At 70.2% G+C, this 20,005-nt stretch carries 18 protein-coding genes; 16 read left to right on the top strand and 2 right to left on the bottom strand.

Translation table 11 applies throughout. The annotated features are described in order from the left end of the window. The first annotated feature begins 17 nt into the window (after positions 1-17). Together thrS and ACFYWX_RS20505 are read left to right on the top strand one after the other, a co-directional pair. A complete protein-coding gene (gene thrS / locus ACFYWX_RS20510) occupies positions 18-1,994 on the top strand; it encodes a threonine--tRNA ligase (RefSeq protein WP_389425477.1) in 1,977 nt (658 codons plus the stop codon). Between the two features lie 126 nt (positions 1,995-2,120). Beyond that, positions 2,121-2,666: an HIT family protein gene (locus ACFYWX_RS20505; RefSeq protein ID WP_389425476.1), complete on the top strand. Its 546-nt coding sequence runs from the start codon at positions 2,121-2,123 to the stop codon at positions 2,664-2,666. 18 nt (positions 2,667-2,684) lie between these two features. On the opposite strand, the gene ACFYWX_RS20500 is transcribed toward ACFYWX_RS20505, so the two are convergent. Then, positions 2,685-4,346 carry a hypothetical protein gene (locus ACFYWX_RS20500; protein ID WP_389425475.1) on the bottom strand — a complete coding sequence of 554 codons (1,662 nt, stop codon included), beginning with the start codon at positions 4,344-4,346 and terminating at the stop codon, positions 2,685-2,687. 240 nt (positions 4,347-4,586) lie between these two features. Beyond that, positions 4,587-6,785 carry an elongation factor G-like protein EF-G2 gene (locus tag ACFYWX_RS20495; protein WP_389425474.1) on the bottom strand — a complete coding sequence of 733 codons (2,199 nt, stop codon included), beginning with the start codon at positions 6,783-6,785 and terminating at the stop codon, positions 4,587-4,589. A gap of 245 nt (positions 6,786-7,030) precedes the next feature. On the opposite strand from ACFYWX_RS20495, the gene pgsA reads away from it, so the two are divergent. From pgsA to ACFYWX_RS20425, 14 genes are all read left to right on the top strand, one after another. After that, complete coding sequence (pgsA, locus tag ACFYWX_RS20490) at positions 7,031-7,855, top strand: phosphatidylinositol phosphate synthase (protein WP_389425671.1); 825 nt, start codon at positions 7,031-7,033, stop codon at positions 7,853-7,855. Beyond that, on the top strand, positions 7,852-8,760 hold the full coding sequence (locus ACFYWX_RS20485; RefSeq protein WP_389425473.1) for a phosphatidylinositol mannoside acyltransferase: 909 nt from the start codon (positions 7,852-7,854) through the stop codon (positions 8,758-8,760). The genes pgsA and ACFYWX_RS20485 overlap by 4 nt, the downstream gene beginning before the upstream one ends. After that, positions 8,757-9,926, top strand: a complete 1,170-nt coding sequence (locus ACFYWX_RS20480) for a glycosyltransferase family 4 protein (RefSeq protein ID WP_389425472.1) — start codon at positions 8,757-8,759, stop codon at positions 9,924-9,926. Before ACFYWX_RS20485 ends, ACFYWX_RS20480 begins: the two co-directional genes overlap by 4 nt. Before the next feature lie 172 nt (positions 9,927-10,098). Beyond that, positions 10,099-10,641, top strand: coding sequence for a hypothetical protein (locus ACFYWX_RS20475; protein ID WP_389425471.1), 543 nt, complete (start codon positions 10,099-10,101; stop codon positions 10,639-10,641). Positions 10,642-10,802: 161 nt separating this feature from the next. Next, positions 10,803-11,714 (top strand): pyridoxal 5'-phosphate synthase lyase subunit PdxS, encoded by a 912-nt coding sequence (gene pdxS / locus ACFYWX_RS20470; RefSeq protein ID WP_389425470.1) that lies wholly within the window; start codon positions 10,803-10,805, stop codon positions 11,712-11,714. 14 nt (positions 11,715-11,728) lie between these two features. Continuing rightward, entirely contained in the window at positions 11,729-12,337 is a 609-nt protein-coding gene (pdxT, locus tag ACFYWX_RS20465) for a pyridoxal 5'-phosphate synthase glutaminase subunit PdxT (RefSeq protein WP_389425469.1), read from the top strand. Positions 12,338-12,385: 48 nt separating this feature from the next. Beyond that, on the top strand, positions 12,386-13,138 hold the full coding sequence (locus tag ACFYWX_RS20460; RefSeq protein WP_389425468.1) for a YebC/PmpR family DNA-binding transcriptional regulator: 753 nt from the start codon (positions 12,386-12,388) through the stop codon (positions 13,136-13,138). A gap of 204 nt (positions 13,139-13,342) precedes the next feature. After that, entirely contained in the window at positions 13,343-13,882 is a 540-nt protein-coding gene (gene ruvC / locus ACFYWX_RS20455) for a crossover junction endodeoxyribonuclease RuvC (RefSeq protein ID WP_389425467.1), read from the top strand. Then, complete coding sequence (gene ruvA / locus ACFYWX_RS20450; RefSeq protein ID WP_389425466.1) at positions 13,879-14,484, top strand: Holliday junction branch migration protein RuvA; 606 nt, start codon at positions 13,879-13,881, stop codon at positions 14,482-14,484. Before ruvC ends, ruvA begins: the two co-directional genes overlap by 4 nt. A gap of 25 nt (positions 14,485-14,509) precedes the next feature. Further along, complete coding sequence (ruvB, locus tag ACFYWX_RS20445; RefSeq protein ID WP_389425465.1) at positions 14,510-15,580, top strand: Holliday junction branch migration DNA helicase RuvB; 1,071 nt, start codon at positions 14,510-14,512, stop codon at positions 15,578-15,580. 244 nt (positions 15,581-15,824) lie between these two features. After that, positions 15,825-16,313, top strand: a complete 489-nt coding sequence (gene yajC, locus ACFYWX_RS20440) for a preprotein translocase subunit YajC (RefSeq protein ID WP_389425464.1) — start codon at positions 15,825-15,827, stop codon at positions 16,311-16,313. Positions 16,314-16,443: 130 nt separating this feature from the next. Continuing rightward, positions 16,444-18,219 carry a protein translocase subunit SecD gene (gene secD / locus ACFYWX_RS20435; RefSeq protein WP_389425463.1) on the top strand — a complete coding sequence of 592 codons (1,776 nt, stop codon included), beginning with the start codon at positions 16,444-16,446 and terminating at the stop codon, positions 18,217-18,219. 2 nt (positions 18,220-18,221) lie between these two features. Then, entirely contained in the window at positions 18,222-19,325 is a 1,104-nt protein-coding gene (gene secF, locus ACFYWX_RS20430; protein WP_389425670.1) for a protein translocase subunit SecF, read from the top strand. Further along, positions 19,322-19,861 carry an adenine phosphoribosyltransferase gene (locus ACFYWX_RS20425; protein ID WP_389425462.1) on the top strand — a complete coding sequence of 180 codons (540 nt, stop codon included), beginning with the start codon at positions 19,322-19,324 and terminating at the stop codon, positions 19,859-19,861. The genes secF and ACFYWX_RS20425 overlap by 4 nt, the downstream gene beginning before the upstream one ends. Positions 19,862-20,005: the final 144 nt, after the last annotated feature.

Below are 20,005 nucleotides of genomic sequence, written 5' to 3'. Positions count from 1 at the left end.
TCAGTCAGGAGAGACCGGTGTCAGACGTCCGTGTGATCATCCAACGCGATTCCGAGCGGGAAGAGCGCACGGTGACGACGGGCACCACGGCCGCCGACCTCTTCGCCGGTGAGCGCTCGATCATCGCCGCGCGAGTGGCCGGTGAGCTGAAGGACCTGCAGCACGTGGTCTCCGAAGGTGACGAGGTCGAGGGCGTCGAGATCTCCTCCGAGGACGGCCTGAACATCCTGCGCCACTCCACCGCGCACGTCATGGCGCAGGCCGTGCAGGAGCTCTTCCCCGAGGCCAAGCTGGGCATCGGCCCGCCGGTCAAGGACGGCTTCTACTACGACTTCGACGTGGAGAAGCCGTTCACGCCCGAGGATCTCAAGGCCATCGAGAAGAAGATGCAGGAGATCCAGAAGCGGGGCCAGAAGTTCGCACGCCGGGTCGTCACCGACGACGCCGCCCGCGAGGAGCTCGCGGGCGAGCCGTACAAGCTGGAGCTGATCGGCCTCAAGGGCTCGGCCTCCTCGGACGACGGCGCGGACGTCGAGGTCGGCGCCGGTGAGCTGACGATCTACGACAACCTGGACGCCAAGACCGGCGACCTGTGCTGGAAGGACCTCTGCCGCGGTCCCCACCTGCCCTCCACCCGCAACATCCCGGCGTTCAAGCTGATGCGCAACGCGGCCGCCTACTGGCGCGGCAGCGAGAAGAACCCGATGCTCCAGCGCATCTACGGCACCGCCTGGCCGACCAAGGACGAGCTGAAGGCGCACCTGGACTTCCTCGCCGAGGCCGAGAAGCGCGACCACCGCAAGCTGGGCTCCGAGCTCGACCTGTTCTCCGTCCCGGAGCAGATCGGTTCCGGCCTCGCGGTCTTCCACCCCAAGGGCGGCATCATCCGCCGGGTCATGGAGGACTACTCGCGGCGTCGCCACGAGGAGGAGGGCTACGAGTTCGTCTACACCCCGCACGCGACGAAGGGGAAGCTCTTCGAGACCTCGGGCCACCTGGACTGGTACGCCGACGGCATGTACCCGCCCATGCAGCTCGACGAGGGCGTGGACTACTACCTCAAGCCCATGAACTGCCCGATGCACAACCTGATCTTCGACGCGCGCGGCCGCTCGTACCGTGAACTGCCGCTGCGCCTCTTCGAGTTCGGGACCGTGTACCGGTACGAGAAGTCCGGCGTCGTGCACGGCCTGACCCGGGCCCGCGGCTTCACGCAGGACGACGCGCACATCTACTGCACGCGTGAGCAGATGTCGGAGGAGCTCGACAAGACGCTCACCTTCGTCCTCGGCCTGCTGCGCGACTACGGCCTGACCGACTTCTACCTGGAACTGTCCACCAAGGACCCGGAGAAGTTCGTCGGCTCGGACGAGGCCTGGGAGGAGGCGACCGAGACGCTGCGCCAGGTCGCCGAGAAGCAGGGCCTGCCGCTGGTCCCGGACCCGGGCGGCGCCGCCTTCTACGGCCCGAAGATCTCCGTCCAGACCAAGGACGCGATCGGCCGCACCTGGCAGATGTCGACCATCCAGCTCGACTTCAACCTGCCGGAGCGCTTCGACCTCGAGTACACGTCCGCGGACGGCTCCAAGCAGCGCCCGGTCATGATCCACCGCGCGCTGTTCGGCTCCATCGAGCGCTTCTTCGCTGTGCTCCTGGAGCACTACGCGGGCGCCTTCCCGGCGTGGCTGGCGCCGGTCCAGGCGATCGGCATCCCGATCGGCGACGGGCACGTCGAGTACCTGGAGAAGTTCGCGGCCGCGGCGAAGAAGAAGGGCCTGCGCGTCGAGGTGGACTCCTCCTCCGACCGCATGCAGAAGAAGATCCGCAACGCCCAGAAGCAGAAGGTGCCCTTCATGGTCATCGCGGGCGACGAGGACATGTCGGGCGGTTCGGTGTCCTTCCGCTACCGCGACGGCTCGCAGGAGAACGGCATCCCGTTCGACGAGGCCATCGAGAAGATCGCGAAGGTCGTCGAGGAGCGGACGCAGATCTGATCAACCGCGTTTCCGGGGCCCTCGGGGAGTTCACCTCCCCGGGGGCCTCTTCGCGTCCCCGCGTACGGCATCACCCGCCGAGCCCCGGCGACACGTCGCGAATGGGCGAAGCCATATGCTGCACGCATGACGAGTGAGCCGGAACAGCAGTGGGGAGTGGGGACCCAGGACGCGTTCCAGCGTCTGTGGACGCCCCATCGGATGGCCTACATCCAGGGCGAGAACAAGCCGACCGGCCCGGGCGCCGACGACGGCTGCCCCTTCTGCTCCATCCCGGCCAAGTCCGACGAGGACGGGCTGGTCGTCAGGCGCGGTGAGCAGGTGTACGCGGTCCTGAACCTGTACCCCTACAACGGCGGTCACCTGATGACCGTGCCGTACCGCCACGTCGCCGACTACACCGATCTGACCGCGGCGGAGACCACGGAGCTCGCGGAGCTGACCAAGCAGGCGATGACGGCCCTGCGCACGGCCTCCGGCGCCCACGGGTTCAACATCGGCATGAACCAGGGCGCGGTGGCCGGTGCGGGCATCGCCGCCCACCTCCACCAGCACATCGTCCCGCGGTGGGGCGGCGACACGAACTTCATGCCGGTCGTCGGTCACACGCGGGTGCTTCCGCAGCTGCTCGCGGACACCCGCAAGATGCTGGCGGAGGCCTGGCCCGCGTAACGCTCCCCGCAGAGGGCGTCACGCGTCGTACAGGTCGGCCTTCCTGGGCGACACGTCCTGCACCGCCGTGCTGAGGAAGGCCGAGCGCGTGCCGAACTTCTCGGTGTTCACGCCGTTCTCCTCCAGCACCTTGATCGCCGCCGAGTGCACGACCCGCAGCACGGGCGTCGCGGCGCGCAGGGCGTCGTCGGCCATGAAGCGGTGCCGCCAGGGCTGATCGGCCCAGGCGTGCCGCAGGCCGAACGGCTCGGGCAGACCTATGGAGCCACCGAGCCAGTTCAGCAGCGGCGGGTACCAGGTGAGCGGCGCGCGGACGGCCAGGCGCACCACCTCGTTGGTGCTGACCAGCGGAAGCTTGATCGTGCGGTTCTCCCACGGCTTCAGCTGTTTGGCGACCTCCCTGGTCGGCGCCTCCGGCTTGGTGGTGAACAAGGAGTTCACCGGGCCCAGCGCGTGACCGGTGACCTCGATGCGCAGGGTCGCGTGCAGCACGGTCACCGTGATCATCATGGTGATGACGAGCTGGCCGTCCCACAGCGTCCACTGCACGCCCAGGTAGTGGCGGTCGCCGGCGCCGAACTGCTGCTTGTTGCAGATGTCCTGTATGGCGTGCGACTTGACCTGGTAGGCCTCGACGTCGGTGCCCTCCGGGCGGGAGACCGCCGTCGCGCCCTCTCCGATCGGCGTGACGACCCAGTGCCGTATCGAGGCCTTGGGGAAACCGCCGGTGTTCAGCGGGCCGCGTTCCAGCATGCGCAGTTGGTCGTGGATGGAGCGCACGACGTCCCAGCTGCGGAAGGGGTGGATCTCCCGGGTGGGGTCGGCCGGCACCAGGTCCTCGGCGAGCTGCCAGGCGCCCCAGCGGGTGCCCATGCCGAGTATGCCCTTGGGGCCGGCGTAGAAGACGGAGTTGGACTGCTGCTCGGCGCTGAGTTTGGCGAGGGACTGACGCAGCTGCTCGGCGGCGGTCTCGCGGGGGCCGGTGGGCACGGCCTCGGGGACCTTGGCGCCGACGCTGCTGCCCGACAGGAGGCTGTCCCAGCGCCCGCGCAGGTCCCTGGCGGTGCGCTCGCAGATCTGGCGGGCCCAGAACCAGCCGATGACGGGCAGGACGACGGACGCGCGCGCATACCAGGCCCAGAAGCCGGTGAACGGCATCTTGAGCAGGAAGAGCACGGCGAGTGCGCCGACGGCGACGAGCAGGGTGGTGCCGAGCGCGGAGGCCCGCTTGTCGTCACGCCGGTCGATCTGGGTCCGCGCGGTGAAGACGAGCAGCCAGACGAGGAATCCGGGCAGGAACAGCAGCCCGCACAGCACCATGACGACGATGAGCCTGTTGTCGCGGTCCCGGCGGATGTTGTTGGCGGCGAGACAGTGCTCGACGACCACCTGGGGTTCGGTGCCGAAGGACTGGATGAGCGGCTTGCGGCCACCGCCCAGCATCCGGCCCACCACCGCGCCCGAGAAGGCCTCGCCGAGGTTGGGCCGGAAGATCGAGGCCCACTTGCGGCCCGTGCTCACGGCCGACTGGTGCCACTCGTTGTCGGCCTTCTTGATCTCCTCGACGGGGCCGTCCCGGTAGGCCGCCGAGGCCAGCGCGAACGTCGCCGTCTGCCCCTCGTCGCCCGTACGCGGCACCTGAGGTCCGAAGATGTCCCCGTAACCGCCGTCAACGGTCATTACCGCCCCCGATCGCCGCCATGCTCGCTCCTGCGGCCTTCCCGACTTCCGTGCTTCGCACACCTGTTGATCAGGTCATCAGCGTATCCGCAGGCACCGACATCCGTCTGCGGGCGGTCCAAGCCGTCCACAGAGACGGAAGGGAGCGTTCCCCGCGGGCGACTTGCGCGCGCCGGGCGCCAACTGCGCGGCGGCGCGCGCCCCTTTACAACGAGGGGCGCGCGCTGCTGATCTCCTCCTCTACGAGGCCGCGCGTGCGTCGTCGCGGAGCCTCTCGGCGATCTGCGGGGGCATCGGCTCGTGCCGTGCGTACGCGCGGTGGAAGCGGGCGGTGCCGTGGGAGAGGGAGCGCAGGTCGACGGCGTACCGGCCGATCTCGATCTCGGGCACCTCGGCGCGGACGAGGGTGCGGCCGCCGCTCGTCTGCTCGGTGCCGAGCACCCGGCCGCGCCGCCCGGACAGGTCGCTCATCACGGCGCCCACGTAGTCGTCCCCGACGAGGACGCTCACCTCGGCGACAGGCTCCAGCAGATGGATCCTCGCGTCGGTCGCGGCCTCCCGCAGGGCCAGCGCGCCGGCCGTCTGGAACGCGGCGTCGGAGGAGTCCACGGAGTGCGCCTTGCCGTCCAGCAGCGTGATCCGCACATCGACCAGCGGGTGTCCCGCGGCAACTCCCCTGGCCGCCTGGGTCCTTACGCCCTTCTCGACCGACGGGATGAACTGCCGGGGCACCGCGCCGCCGACGACCTTGTCCACGAACTCGATGCCCGAGCCGCCCGGCAGTGGCTCCACCTCGATCTCGCAGATGGCGTACTGGCCGTGCCCGCCGGACTGCTTGACGTGCCGGCCGCGCCCGGTGGACCGGCCCGCGAACGTCTCCCGGAGGGACACCTTGTGCGGGACGACGTCGACCTGGACGCCGTAGCGACTGCGCAGCCGTTCCAGGGCGACGTCCGCATGCGCCTCGCCCAGGCACCACAGAACCACCTGGTGGGTGTGCTGGTTCTGTTCGAGCCGCATCGTCGGGTCCTCGGCGACCAGTCGGCTCAGGCCCTGCGAGAGCTTGTCCTCGTCCGGCTTGCTGTGCGCCTGGATGGCGAGCGGCAGCAGCGGGTCGGGCATCTGCCAGGGTTCCATGAGGAGCGGGTCGTCCTTGCCGGAGAGGGTGTCGCCGGTCTCCGCGCGGCCCAGTTTCGCCACGCACGCCAGGTCGCCCGCGATGCAGTGCGTCAGCGGCCGCTGCTGCTTGCCGAAGGGCGCGGACAGGGCGCCGATGCGTTCGTCGACGTCGTGGTCCTCGTGGCCGCGGTCGGCGAGACCGTGCCCGGAGACGTGGACCGTCTCGTCGGGGTGCAGGGTGCCGGAGAAGACGCGGACGAGGGAGACGCGGCCGACGTACGGGTCGGAGGAGGTCTTCACGACCTCCGCGACGAGCGGCCCCGCCGGGTCGCAGAGCTTCAGCTCGCGCGGCCTGCCGTCGACCGTGGTGACCTGGGGTGCCTCGCGCTCCAGCGGGGTCGGGAAGCCCCTGGTGACCAGTTCGAGCACCTCGACCGTGCCGAGGCCCTGGCGGGCGCCGTCAACCGCGGGGGCGGCGGCCAGGACCGGGAAGAAGGTGCCGCGCGCGACGGCCCGCTCCAGGTCCTCCACGAGCGACTTGAAGTCGATCTGCTCGCCGCCGAGGTAGCGGTCCATCAGGGTCTCGTCCTCGCTCTCGGCGATGATCCCCTCGATGAGCCGGTTACGGGCCTCCTCGATGCCCGGCAGCTGGTCCTCGCCGGGTTCGGAATCCTTGCGCTCGCCGGACGAGTAGTCGAACAGCTTCTGCGACAGGAGCCCGGTCAGGCCGGTCACGGGCGCGTGCCCGTCGGGCCCCTGCGGTGCGCGCAGCGGCAGGTACAGGGGCAGCACGGCGTCGGGGTCGTCGCCGCCGAAGGCCTCGGCGCAGATCCGTGTCATCTCCTCGAAGTCCGCCCGCGCGGACTCCAGGTGCGTGACGACGATCGCGCGGGGCATGCCGACGGCCGCGCACTCCTCCCACACCATGCGGGTCGAGCCGTCCACGCCGTCCGACGCCGAGACGACGAAAAGGGCCGCGTCCGCGGCGCGCAGACCGGCCCTGAGCTCACCGACGAAGTCGGCGTATCCGGGGGTGTCGAGCAGATTGATCTTGATGCCGTCCCATTCGACGGGCACCAGGGACAGCTGCACCGACCGCTGCTGGCGGTGCTCGATGTCGTCGTAGTCGGAGACGGTGCCGCCGTCCTCCACGCGACCCGCCCGGTTCACCGCTCCCGCCGTGAGCGCGAGAGCCTCCACCAGAGTCGTCTTGCCCGATCCGCTGTGGCCGACCAGCACCACATTCCGTACGGACGCGGGATGGTCGGCCGCCGTAGCCCTGCCGGCGGCTCCGGGATGTGCGTTCGCCTTGTCGCCCATGGTCCTGCCTCCCGTGCACGGTGAGGTCACTGTGGGCGCGGACATACGGATCCTCCCCCAGGCTCCGCCTGGGAGGTGCCCCCAGCGATTGGCGGCTCCGGTGACGCCCGCGGTCCTTCGAGCTTTCCACTGTCGTCACGGTGCGTCCATACGAAGGAAGCGATCGCGCCGTGACCCGGATGCCGTCAGGCCGTGACCCGGGGGCGCGGGTGCCCGACGGTCGCATGGGCGGGCGCGTGACTACGATGGGCCAGCCGGGGGCCAGCAGGGGCCGACCGGCGACACCGACCGTCGGGAAGGCCATGCTGAACAAGTACGCGCGTGCATTCTTCACGCGTGTCCTCACACCGTTCGCCGCGTTTCTCATCCGGCGGGGCGTCAGCCCCGACGCGGTCACGCTCATCGGCACCGCCGGAGTCATCGCGGGGGCACTGGTCTTCTACCCCAGGGGCGAGTTCTTCTGGGGCACGGTCGTGATCACGCTCTTCGTGTTCTCCGACCTGGTCGACGGAAACATGGCCCGCCAGCTCGGCCGCTCCAGCCGCTGGGGCGCGTTCCTGGACTCCACGCTCGACCGGGTCGCCGACAGCGCCATCTTCGGCGGCTTCGCCCTCTGGTACGCGGGCGGCGGGAACGACAACATCCTGTGCGCCGTCTCGATCTTCTGCCTGGCCAGCGGTCAGGTGGTGTCGTACACCAAGGCGCGCGGCGAGTCGATCGGACTGCCGGTCGCCGTCAACGGGCTCGTCGAGCGTGCCGAGCGGCTGGTGGTCTCGCTGGTCGCCGCCGGGTTCGCGGGCCTGCACAAGTTCGGGGTACCCGGCATCCAGTACCTGCTGCCGGTCGCCCTGTGGATCGTGGCCGTCGGCAGCCTGGTCACGCTGATCCAGCGGGTCGTCACGGTCCGTCGCGAGTCGGCGGAGGCGGAGGCCGCGGCGGCCGCCCAGGAGAACGCGCCGGCCCAGGAGAACGCCCCCGCCCAGGAGAATGCCCAGGCTCAGGAGAATGCCCAGGCTCAGGAGAACAGCTCCCAGGAGAACGCCTCCCAGGGGAGTGAGGCAGCGAAGTGAGTGCGAAGGATCGGCTCACCGACGCCCTGTACGGCGTCGGCTGGGGCGTGGTCAAGAAGCTCCCCGAACCGCTCGCCGCACGGCTCGGCCAGTCCATCGCGGACCTCGTCTGGAAGCGGCGCGGCAAGGGCGTACGACGGCTGGAGAGCAACTACGCGCGCGTGGTGCCCGGCGCCACCCCTCAGCGCCTCGCCGAGCTGTCCCGCGCGGGCATGCGCTCCTACCTGCGCTACTGGATGGAGTCCTTCCGGCTCCCGGCCTGGAGCGCCGAGCGGGTCAGGGGCGGCTTTGAAGTCAAGGACGTGCACCACCTGACGGACGGTCTCGCCTCCGACCGTGGCGTGATCCTCGCGCTGCCGCACCTGGCCAACTGGGACCTGGCCGGCGCCTGGGTCACCACCAAGCTCCAGACGCCCTTCACGACGGTCGCCGAGCGGCTGAAGCCGGAGACCCTGTACGACCGCTTCGTCGCCTACCGCGAGGGCCTGGGCATGGAGGTCCTCCCGCACAGCGGCGGCACCGCCTTCGGCACGCTGGCCCAGCGGCTGCGCGCCGGCGGCCTGGTCTGTCTGGTCGCCGACCGTGACCTGTCCGCCTCGGGCGTCGAGGTGAAGTTCTTCGGCGCGACGGCCCGGATGCCCGCGGGGCCCGCCCTTCTCGCCCAGCAGACGGGGGCGCTCCTGCTTCCCGTCACGCTCTGGTACGACGACTCGCCCGTCATGCGAGGTCGCGTGCATGCCCCGATCGAGGTACCCGAGGCAGGTACGCGGGCCGAGAAGACGTCTGTCATGACACAGGCGCTGGCAGACGCCTTCGCCACGGGGATCGCCGACCATCCGGAGGACTGGCACATGCTCCAGCGCTTGTGGCTCGCTGATCTCGACCCCGAGAAGGGGCCCGCGTGAGAATCGGCATCGTCTGCCCGTACTCCTGGGACGTCCCGGGCGGCGTCCAGTTCCACATCCGCGACCTCGCCGCTTACTTCATCCGCCTCGGCCACGAGGTGTCCGTCCTCGCGCCCGCCGACGACGACACCCCGCTCCCGCCGTACGTCGTCTCCGCGGGCCGTGCCGTGCCGGTGCCGTACAACGGCTCCGTCGCCCGCCTGAACTTCGGCTTCCTGAGTGCCGCGCGGGTGCGGCGCTGGCTGCACGACGGCAAGTTCGACGTGATCCACATCCACGAGCCGACGTCGCCGTCCCTCGGCCTGCTGACCTGCTGGGCGGCCCAGGGACCGATCGTGGCCACGTTCCACACCTCCAACCCGCGCTCGCGCGCCATGATCGCCGCGTACGCCATCCTCCAGGCGGCGCTGGAGAAGATCAACGCGCGGATCGCGGTGAGCGAGTACGCCCGCCGCACCCTGGTCGAGCACCTCGGCGGCGACGCGGTCGTCATCCCCAACGGAGTGGACGTCGGCTTCTTCGCCGAGGCCGAGCCCAGGTCCGAGTGGCAGGGCGAGACCATCGGCTTCATCGGCCGCATCGATGAGCCCCGCAAGGGCCTGCCCGTCCTGATGAGGGCCCTGCCCAAAATCCTCGCCGAGCGCCCCCGGGCCCGGCTCCTCGTCGCCGGGCGCGGAGACGAGGAGGAGGCCGTGGAGTCCCTCCCCGCCGAACTGCGCCCCCGCGTGGAGTTCCTCGGCATGATCAGCGACGAGGACAAGGCCCGCTTCCTGCGCAGCGTCGACCTCTACGTGGCGCCCAACACCGGCGGCGAGAGCTTCGGGATCATCCTCGTCGAGGCCATGTCCGCGGGCGCCCCCGTACTCGCCTCCGACCTCGACGCCTTCGCCCAGGTGCTCGACCAGGGCGCGGCGGGCGAACTGTTCGCCAACGAGGACGCGGACGCGCTGGCCGCGGCGGCGGTACGGCTGCTGGGGGACCCCCAGAGACGGGCCGAGCTGCGGGAACGGGGGAGCGCGCACGTACGGCGGTTCGACTGGTCGACGGTCGGCGCGGACATCCTGTCGGTGTACGAGACGGTGACGGCCGGAGCGGCCGCGGTGGCGGCGGACGACGACCGCACACCGCCGGGGCTGCGGGGGCGGTTCGGCCTGGCAAGGGACTGAGGACGGCCCCTTTCAGCCCAGGTCCGGTGCACTCAGCCCGTCCGGCGCTTGAGGACGAGGCCGTTCAGGCCGAAGCGGGGGTCTGGGGGCGGCAGCCCCCGGCGAGGTCGGCACCAACGCCCCGCACAACCCACGGCCACCCCGGCGGAGCGCCCCGGTAGCCTTGCCGCCCGTGACCGCAACCCTCATCTGGATCCTCGTCGTCCTCGTCGCGATCGGCCTGTACCTCAGCTGGACGGCGGGGCGGCTGGACCGGCTGCACGCCCGGATCGACGCCGCCCGTGCCGCCCTGGACGCACAACTGCTGCGCCGGGCCTCCGTGATCCAGGAACTGGCCACCTCAGGGGTGCTCGACCCGGCCGCCTCGATCGTGCTGTACGAGGCCGCGCACGCCGCCCGGCAGGCCGAGGAGGAGCAACGGGAGGTCGCCGAGAGCGAACTGAGCCAGGCGCTGCGGGCGGTCTTCGCGGATCCCCAGCCGGTGGAGGCGGTGCGCGAGGCGCCCGGCGGAGAGGCGGCGGCCCGCGAGCTCACGGAGGCCGTACGTCGGGTCCCGATGGCCCGGCGCTTCCACAACGACGCGGTGGGGGCGGCCCGCAGGCTGCGGGAGCACCGCAAGGTGCGCTGGTTCCGGCTGGCCGGACACGCCCCCTTCCCGCTGGCCTTCGAGATGGACGACGAGCCGCCGACGGCCCTGGCGGACCGGGCCGCCTAGGCCGATGGCCGCGGCCGCAGTGGCCGTACGGCCGCGGCCGTACGGGCGGCCCTCGGCCGGAAAACGATCCACCGGGTCACCATTGGCCCTTGCTGTGGCCTGGTCCCCTCGCGTTTCCTCGGTGTCTGCAGAAACCCTCTTCCATTCAGTGAGGTCACCCCGTGTCCAGCACGCTCTCCGAAAACCAGACCCCCGAGACCGGCACCGCGCGTGTGAAGCGCGGCATGGCCGAGCAGCTCAAGGGCGGCGTGATCATGGACGTCGTCACGCCGGAGCAGGCCAAGATCGCCGAGGACGCGGGCGCCGTCGCCGTCATGGCCCTGGAGCGGGTCCCCGCCGACATCCGCAAGGACGGCGGCGTCGCCCGCATGTCCGACCCGGACATGATCGAGGGCATCATCGACGCCGTCTCCATCCCGGTCATGGCCAAGTCCCGCATCGGCCACATCGTCGAGGCCCAGGTCCTGCAGTCCCTCGGCGTCGACTACATCGACGAGTCCGAGGTCCTCACTCCGGCCGACGAGGTCAACCACTCCGACAAGTGGGCGTTCACCACCCCCTTCGTCTGTGGTGCCACCAACCTGGGCGAGGCCCTGCGCCGCATCGCCGAGGGCGCCGCGATGATCCGCTCCAAGGGCGAGGCCGGCACCGGCAACGTCGTCGAGGCCGTGCGTCACCTGCGCCAGATCAAGAACGAGATCGCCAAGCTGCGCGGCTTCGACAACAACGAGCTGTACGCCGCCGCCAAGGAGCTGCGCGCCCCGTACGAGCTGGTCAGGGAGGTCGCCGAGCTGGGCAAGCTCCCGGTGGTGCTCTTCTCCGCCGGTGGTGTGGCCACCCCGGCCGACGCCGCCCTGATGCGTCAGCTCGGCGCCGAGGGCGTCTTCGTCGGCTCCGGCATCTTCAAGTCCGGCGACCCGGCCAAGCGCGCCGCCGCCATCGTGAAGGCGACCACCTTCTACGACGACCCGAAGATCATCGCGGACGCCTCCCGCAACCTGGGCGAGGCCATGGTCGGCATCAACTGCGACACCCTGCCCGAGACCGAGCGCTACGCCAACCGCGGCTGGTAAGGCACGTCAGAAACATGACCGAAGTCCCTGTCATAGGCGTCCTGGCCCTCCAGGGCGACGTACGGGAGCACCTCGTCGCCCTGGCCGCGGCCGATGCCGTGGCCAGGCCGGTGCGGCGCCCCGAGGAGCTCGCCGAGGTCGACGGACTCGTCCTCCCCGGCGGTGAGTCCACCACGATCTCCAAGCTGGCCGTCCTCTTCGGAGTGATGGACCCCCTCCGCGCGCGCGTGCGGGCCGGAATGCCGGTCTACGGCACCTGCGCGGGCATGATCATGCTCGCTGACAAGATCCTCGACCCGCGCTCGGGCCAGGAGACCGTCGGCGGTATCGACATGATCGTGCGCCGCAACGCCTTCGGACGGCAGAACGAGTCCTTCGAGGCGGCGGTCGACGTCCGCGGCGTCGACGGCGATCCCGTGGAGGGCGTCTTCATCCGCGCCCCCTGGGTCGAGTCCGTCGGTGCCGGGGCCGAGGTGCTCGCCGAGCACGGCGGCCACATCGTCGCGGTCCGCCAGGGCAACGCGCTGGCCACGTCGTTCCACCCGGAACTGACCGGTGACCACCGCGTGCACTCCCTGTTCGTCGACATGGTGCGCGCCAACCGTGCAGCGGACTCCTTGTAGGATCTCTGGGGTTCGTACGGAGTTGGGTTACGCGAAGGAGACAGGCAGATGTCCGGCCACTCTAAATGGGCTACGACGAAGCACAAGAAGGCCGTGATCGATGCCAAACGCGGCAAGCTCTTCGCGAAGCTGATCAAGAACATCGAGGTCGCGGCCCGGATGGGCGGCGTCGACATCGAGGGCAACCCGACCCTGTACGACGCCATCCAGAAGGCGAAGAAGCAGTCGGTCCCGAACAAGAACATCGACTCCGCGGTCAAGCGCGGCGGCGGTCTCGAAGCCGGTGGCGCCGACTACGAGACGATCATGTACGAGGGCTACGGCCCGAACGGCGTCGCGGTGCTCATCGAGTGCCTCACCGACAACCGCAACCGTGCCGCCTCCGACGTCCGCGTCGCGATGACCCGCAACGGCGGCTCCATGGCCGACCCCGGTTCGGTGTCGTACCTCTTCAACCGCAAGGGCGTCGTCATCGTCCCCAAGGGCGAGCTGACCGAGGACGATGTCCTGGGCGCCGTCCTGGACGCGGGCGCCGAGGAGGTCAACGACCTCGGTGAGTCCTTCGAGGTGCTCAGCGAGGCCACCGACCTCGTCGCGGTCCGCACCGCCCTGCAGGACGCCGGGGTCGACTACGACTCCGCCGAGGCCAACTTCGTCCCGACCATGCAGATCGAGCTGGACGAGGAGGGCGCCAAGAAGATCTTCAAGCTGATCGACGCCCTCGAGGACAGCGACGACGTGCAGAACGTCTTCGCCAACTTCGACGTCAGCGACGAGGTCATGGCGAAGGTGGATGCGTAGCGCTGCTGCGTATGTCTTGGTTTCAGCGGGCCGGTAGGACACACGTCCACCGGCCCGCCGCCGTTGTCAGTGGCAGCGGATAGCCTGGCGGGAAGTCAAAGATCACCGTCCACGGACCGCGACCGACGATTGAGGAACCCCGACGGTGCTCAGCCAGGTCCGCGAGAGCGGCGGCGGTTCAGCCGCAAAGATGGGGAGGGGCGCGTGCGCGTACTCGGGGTGGACCCCGGTCTGACGCGATGCGGGGTCGGTGTCGTCGAGGGTGTCGCGGGGCGGCCGCTGACCATGCGCGGCGTCGGCGTCGTACGCACGCCCGCGGACGCCGAGTTGGGGCAGCGCCTCGTCGCGATCGAGCAGGGCATCGAACAGTGGCTGGACGAGCACCGGCCCGAATTCGTCGCCGTGGAGCGGGTGTTCAGTCAGCACAACGTGCGTACGGTGATGGGCACCGCCCAGGCCAGCGCCGTCGCCATGCTCTGCGCCGCCCGCCGCGGCATCCCCGTCGCCCTGCACACGCCCAGCGAGGTCAAGGCCGCCGTCACCGGCAGCGGCCGCGCCGACAAGGCCCAGGTCGGCGCCATGGTCACCCGCCTGCTCCGGCTCGACGCGCCCCCGAAGCCGGCCGACGCCGCCGACGCCCTCGCGCTCGCCATCTGCCACATCTGGCGCGCCCCCGCGCAGAACCGACTCCAGCAGGCGGTCGCCCTGCACGCAGCCAACGCAACGAAAGGCCGTACGGCATGATCGCCTTCGTGAGCGGCACAGTCGCCGCACTCGCCCCCGACGCAGCCGTCGTCGAGGTCGGCGGTGTCGGCATGGCCCTGCAGTGCACGCCGAACACACTGTCCACGCTCCGCCTGGGCCAGCCGGCCAAGCTCGCCACCTCCCTTGTCGTACGGGAGGATTCCCTGACCTTGTACGGCTTCGTGGACGACGACGAGCGTCAGGTCTTCGAGCTGCTGCAGACCGCGAGCGGGGTCGGTCCGCGGCTGGCCCAGGCGATGCTGGCCGTGCACACGCCGGACGCCCTGCGCCGGGCCGTCGCCACGGGGGACGAGAAGGCGCTGATCGCCGTCCCCGGTATCGGCAAGAAGGGCGCCCAGAAGCTGCTGCTGGAGCTGAAGGACCGCCTGGGCGAGCCGATCGGTGCTCCCGTGGTCGGCGCTCCGATCACCCAGGGCTGGCGCGACCAGTTGCACGCCGCCCTGATCGGTCTTGGGTACGCCACCCGCGAGGCCGACGAGGCCGTGGCCGCCGTGGCACCACAGGCCGAGGCCGTCGAAGGCACCCCGCAGGTGGGGCAGTTGCTCAAGGCCGCCCTGCAGACGCTGAACCGAGCCCGCTGACCCCACCACTGTTGAGGCAAAGAACATGAACTGGGACGACCCGACCGACGCCCCCGCCACCGAGCGGCTGGTGGGCTCCGTCGCCGACGGTGAGGACCAGGCCGTCGAGGCCGCCCTGCGCCCCAAGGACCTGGACGAGTTCATCGGTCAGGAGAAGGTCCGCGAGCAGCTCGACCTCGTCCTGCGGGCCGCACGCGCGCGGGGCGCCACCGCCGACCACGTGCTGCTCTCCGGTGCCCCGGGCCTCGGCAAGACCACCCTCTCGATGATCATCGCGGCCGAGATGGGCGCCCCCATCCGTATCACCTCCGGCCCCGCCATCCAGCACGCCGGAGACCTCGCGGCGATCCTCTCCTCCCTCCAGGAGGGCGAGGTGCTCTTCCTCGACGAGATCCACCGCATGTCGCGGCCCGCCGAGGAGATGCTCTACATGGCGATGGAGGACTTCCGCGTCGACGTCATCGTCGGCAAGGGCCCAGGCGCCACCGCCATCCCCCTCGAACTGCCCCCCTTCACCCTGGTCGGCGCCACCACGCGCGCGGGCCTGCTGCCGCCCCCGCTGCGCGACCGTTTCGGCTTCACCGCCCACATGGAGTTCTACGAGCCCGCCGAGCTGGAGCGCGTCATCCACCGTTCGGCCCATCTGCTCGACGTCGAGATCGACACCGACGGCGCCGCCGAGATCGCCGGCCGCTCGCGCGGTACGCCCCGCATCGCCAACCGCCTGTTGCGCCGGGTGCGCGACTACGCCCAGGTCAAGGCCGACGGCGTCATCACCCGCGAGATCGCCGGGGCCGCCCTCGCCGTCTACGAGGTCGACGCCCGCGGTCTCGACCGCCTGGACCGCGCCGTCCTGCAGGCCCTGCTGAAACTGTTCGGCGGCGGCCCGGTCGGCCTGTCGACGCTCGCCGTCGCGGTGGGGGAGGAGCGCGAGACGGTCGAGGAGGTCGCCGAGCCCTTCCTCGTCCGGGAGGGCCTGCTCGCCCGTACACCACGCGGGCGGGTCGCGACCCCGGCCGCATGGGCGCATCTCGGCCTCACCCCGCCCGGCTCCGCCGCCGCGGGGAACGGACAACAGGACCTGTTCGGGACATGACAGTCCGCTGCCGGTCCGCTGGGCAGCCCGGCCGCCGACGGAGGCCTTGGCCGTACAGTGGCCGGGACATGGGCAACCCATTGGCGGGACATTGGCCGGGTCAGGAACCCGGGTGCCATGCTGAGCGTTGTTCCTTGCACGCGGACTCGCTTAGACTCCGCCGATGCCGCCTTTGTCGGCGGCGCACACACCCCCAACCATCAGGCCGCTCACCATCGCGGTCACGCGAAGGAAGTACCGACCCGTGAGTCTCGTGACCCTCCTCCCGTTCATCGTGCTCATCGGGGCCATGTTCCTGATGACCCGGTCGGCGAAGAAGAAGCAGCAGCAGGCCGCCGACATGCGCAACCAGATGCAGCCCGGCAGCGGAGTCCGCACCATCGGGGGCATCTACGCGACGGTCAAGGAGGTCAGCGAGGAAACGGTCCTCGTCGACGCCGGTCCGGGTGTGGAACTGCTCTTCGCGAAGAACGCGATCGGCGCCGTCCTGTCCGACGACGAGTACAACCGCATCGTCCACGGCATCGAGCACGACCTGAAGTCCGACACCGACGTCGTCCCGGACGACGCCTCCTCCCTCACCGAGACCGACGGCTCCGCCGACGAAGCTGCCGCCGCCTCCGACGACAAGCCCGTCGACCTCGGCAAGAAGGACGAGGCCGAGGAGACGCCCGCCGAGGCCAAGGCCGACGAAGAGCCGAAGAAGACCGACGGCGACTCCGACGTGAAGTAGTCATGTCCCGGGGCGCGCGGGCCGGTCTCGCGCGCCCCATGACGTGCCTCCCGCAGGGGATCCCGACACCATGTCATGGCCGCCACCGCGCTGACCCGGCGCCGGGCGGCCCGAGAGGGAGTACGAGAAGGTGGCAGCACCCAAGAAGGGCCGGAGCGCGAGCGCCCAGAGCAAGCCAGGGCGCTCACTGGTCCTGATCCTGATCGCCATCGCGGCGCTCACCGGAGGCATGTTCGCCGCCGGGCACACGACTCCGCGTCTCGGCATCGACCTCGCCGGTGGTACCAGCATCACGCTGGAGGCGAAGGCCGACCAGGGGTCCGCGATCAACAAGGCCAACATGGACACCGCGGTCGAGATCATGAACCGCCGTGTCAACGGCCTGGGCGTCTCCGAGGCGGAGGTGCAGACCCAGGGCGAGCGCAACATCATCGTGAACATCCCCAAGGGCACCAACTCCAGGGAAGCCCGGGACCAGGTCGGCACCACCGCGAAGCTGTACTTCCGTCCGGTCCTCGCCTCCGAGGCGAGCGGTCCGGCGGCGGGCGCCTCGCCGAGCCCCTCCGCGAGCGGGTCGTCCAGTGGGTCCCCGAGCCCCTCCGCCAGCTCCTCGTCGAAGGAGAAGGCGTCCGAGTCCGCCTCCCCGTCGGCCTCCGCCACCTCGCAGGGCCGCTCCGTCACCGACGCGCTGAAGGCCGACTCCACTCCGTCGGCGTCCGCGTCCGCCAGTGACAAGGCCTCCGCGAGCCCCTCCGCCTCGGCGAGCGGCGGCGCCGCCACCGACGAGGCCGCCAAGCTCCAGGCCCAGTACGCCGCCCTGGACTGCTCCAAGGAGTCGGTCCGCGCCACCGCCGGCAAGAAGGCCAAGTCGGCCGACCCGACCGTGGCCTGCGGCGAGATCAACAAGGTCTGGTACAAGTTCGTGCTCGGCCCGGCCGCCGTCGACGGCACCGAGGTGAAGAAGGCCCAGGCGGTCTACGACACCCAGACCGCCGCCGGCTGGCAGGTCAACATGACCTTCACCAACAAGGGTGCGAAGAAGTTCGGCGACATCACCGGCGAGCTCGCGAAGAACCAGGAGCCGCAGAACGAGTTCGGCATCGTCCTCGACGGCGAGGTCGTCTCCAGCCCGTACGTCAAGACGGCCATCACCGGCGGCGAGGCCCAGATCTCCGGCAGCTTCACGCAGGAGGAGGCCCAGAACCTCGCCAACATGCTGTCGTACGGCGCGCTCCCGCTCTCCTTCCAGGAGCAGAGCGTGACCACCGTGACCGCCGCCCTCGGCGGTGAGCAGCTGCACGCCGGTCTCCTCGCCGGCGCGATCGGTCTCGCCCTGGTCGTCATCTACCTGGTGGCCTACTACCGCGGCCTGTCGCTCATCGCGATCGCCTCGCTGCTGGTCTCCGCGGCCCTCACCTACGTGATCATGTCGCTGCTCGGCCCCGCCATCAACTTCGCGCTGAACCTGCCCGCGGTGTGTGGTGCGATCGTTGCCATCGGTATCACCGCGGACTCGTTCATCGTGTACTTCGAACGCATCCGCGACGAGATCCGTGAGGGCCGCACCCTGCGTCCCGCCGTCGAGCGGGCCTGGCCGCGCGCCCGGCGCACCATCCTGGTCTCCGACTTCGTGTCGTTCCTCGCCGCCGCGGTGCTGTTCATCGTCACCGTCGGCAAGGTCCAGGGCTTCGCGTTCACGCTGGGTCTGACCACCGTCCTCGACGTCGTCGTGGTCTTCTTCTTCACCAAGCCGCTGATGACGCTCCTCGCCCGCCGCAAGTTCTTCGCGGACGGCCACAAGTGGTCCGGCCTCGACCCGAAGAGCCTGGGTGCCAAGCCGCCGCTGCGCCGCACCCGCCGTCCAGCCGGTCCTGCCGCCGGCCCCGTCGAGACGAAGGAGGCGTGAGCGTGTCGAAACTCGGCAACCTCGGCGCCCGACTGCACCGTGGCGAGGTCAGCTACGACTTCATCGGCCACCGCAAGCTCTGGTACGGCATCTCGATCCTGATCACCATCACGGCCATCCTCGGCCTGACGGTGCGCGGCCTGAACATGGGCATCGACTTCCAGGGCGGCGCCGTCTTCACCACCCCGAAGACCAGCGTCTCCGTCGCCCAGGCGGAGGACTACGCGCGGGAAGCCTCCGGCCATGAGGCCGTCGTGCAGAAGCTCGGCAACGACACGCTGCGCATCCAGATCGCCGGCATGGACACCCAGCAGTCCGACGAGATCAAGAACAAGCTCGCCGAGGACTTCAAGGTCGATTCCGAGAAGATCGCCGCCGACCTCGTCGGTCCCAGCTGGGGCGACCAGATCGCCAACAAGGCGTGGCAGGGCCTGGCGATCTTCATGGTCCTGGTCGTGATCTATCTGGCGATCGCGTTCGAGTGGCGCATGGCCATCGCCGCGCTCGTCGCCCTGATCCACGACATCACCATCACCGTCGGCATCTACGCCCTCGTCGGTTTCGAGGTCACGCCCGGCACGGTGATCGGTCTGCTGACGATCCTCGGTTACTCGCTCTACGACACGGTGGTCGTCTTCGACAGCCTCAAGGAGCAGACGAAGGACCTCACCAAGCAGACCCGCTTCACCTACAGCGACGTCGCCAACCGCTCGATCAACGGCACCCTGGTCCGCTCCATCAACACCACGGTGGTCGCGCTGCTGCCGGTGGCGGGCCTGCTGTTCATCGGTGGCGGCGTCCTCGGAGCGGGCACGCTCAACGACATCTCCCTGTCGCTGTTCGTCGGTCTCGCGGCCGGTGCCTACTCCTCGATCTTCATCGCCACGCCGCTCGTCGCCGACCTCAAGGAGCGCGAGCCGCAGATGAAGGCCCTCAAGAAGCGTGTCCTGGCCAAGCGTGCCCAGGCCGCGGTCGACGAGGAGGTCGCGGAGTCCCGGTCCTACGGCGAGGAGCCCGAGGACACCACTCCCGCGGTCGTCGGGCCCCGCAACCAGCCCGCCGCCCGCAACCGCGGCCGCGGCCGACCCTCGGGGAAGCGCCGATGACCGACATCAAGGAACTGCTGCTCAGCCGCATCCGTGACGTCGCGGACTACCCGGAGCCGGGCGTGATGTTCAAGGACATCACCCCGCTCCTGGCGGACCCGGGAGCGTTCACCGCTCTCACCGACGCGTTCGCGGAGATCGCCGAGCGCACCGGCGCCACCAAGGTCGTCGGCCTGGAGGCCCGCGGCTTCATCCTCGGCGCCCCGGTCGCCGTCCGCGCGGGCCTCGGCTTCATCCCCGTACGCAAGGCGGGCAAGCTCCCCGGAGCCACCCTCGGTCAGGCGTACGACCTGGAGTACGGCTCGGCCGAGATCGAGGTACACGCGGAGGACCTCTCGGGGGACGACCGCGTGTTGGTGGTCGACGATGTCCTCGCCACCGGTGGCACCGCGGAGGCCTCGATCCAGCTCATCCACCGTGCGGGCGCGCAGGTCGCGGGCGTAGCCGTCCTGATGGAGCTCAGCTTCCTCGACGGGCGGGCCCGGCTGGAGGCGGCCCTCGACGGGGCGCCGCTGGAGTCGCTGCTCACGGTCTGACCAGGCGCCCTGCGCCACGGAGGCGGACCCGGAGGAATCCGGCGTCCGCCTCTTGTGTTTCTCGGGTAGACAGCCCTCACATCGGCCTGAAGGCGATCCTTGAGCCCAGGATCGCTACGATGGGGTCTCCGGAGCCTGACCGGG

It is taken from the genome of Streptomyces sp. NPDC002888 (genome assembly GCF_042888465.1).
Taxonomy (GTDB): Bacteria; Actinomycetota; Actinomycetes; order Streptomycetales; family Streptomycetaceae; genus Streptomyces.
Note: the sequence above shows the minus strand (reverse complement) of the source record. Positions and strands in the feature narration are given on the sequence as shown.